Consider the following 859-nt stretch of genomic DNA (forward strand, 5'->3'; position numbering starts at 1 on the left):
AGAGGTCATCTCATTTGGCTGTGTCGGTAGACTGTGAGTCATGGTGGGGATCGTTGAGCGGCTAGTGCCGGACGAGTTGTGGGAGTTGTTTCAGCGGGTGGTACCGGAGGCGCCGTCGCGACCTCAGGGCGGTGGGCGGCGTCGGCACGGCGACCGGGAGGTGCTGGCTGCGATCGTGTTTGTGGCCACGTCGGGTTGTACCTGGCAGCAGGTGCCTTCCGCGTCGTTCGGCCCGTCGGGGGCGACGGCCCATCGCCGCTTCTCGGAGTGGTCGAAGGCCAGGGTGTGGGCCAAGCTCCACCGCCTGGTCCTCGACGAGTTGGGCGCCCGCGGCGAGCTGGACTGGACTCGCTGCGCGATCGACTCGGTGAACATGCGGGCCCTGAAAAAGGGGACCTGACAGGTCCGAATCCTGTGGACAGGGGCAAGTACGGCTCGAAGATCCACCTGGTTACCGAACGGACTGGTCTGCCCATATCCGTCGGCATCTCCGGTGCCAACCTGCATGACAGCCAGGCCCTGATCCCTCTCGTGACGGGCATCCCGCCGATCCGCTCGCGCCGCGGACGGCGACGTCGAAAGCCCGGCAAGCTCCATGCCGACAAGGGCTACGACTACGCCCACCTGCGCAAATGGTTACGCGAGCGCGGTATCACACACCGCATCGCCCGCAAGGGAGTGGAGTCCTCGCAACGGCTGGGCCGCCACCGCTGGACCGTGGAGCGCACCATGGCCTGGCTCGCCGGCTGCCGCCAACTCCACCGGCGCTACGAACGCAAGGCCGACCACTTCCTGGCCTTCACCAGCATCGCCTGCACCCTCATCTGCTACCGCAGACTCACCAAATGAGATGACTTCT

The 859-nt window shown here is 66.0% G+C and carries 1 protein-coding gene; it reads left to right on the forward strand.

The features are described from left to right. Window positions 1–40 precede the first annotated feature (40 nt). Window positions 41–849, forward strand: a protein-coding gene (locus tag H9Y04_RS45790; RefSeq protein WP_214662311.1) for an IS5 family transposase whose coding sequence is annotated in 2 segments (ribosomal slippage) — window positions 41–389 and window positions 389–849 — 810 coding nt in all. Because the reading frame shifts where the segments join, the coding sequence is not laid out codon by codon here. Window positions 850–859 lie beyond the last annotated feature (10 nt).

This window comes from Streptomyces polyasparticus, assembly GCF_014493765.1.
GTDB classification, from domain to species: Bacteria; Actinomycetota; Actinomycetes; order Streptomycetales; family Streptomycetaceae; genus Streptomyces; species Streptomyces polyasparticus.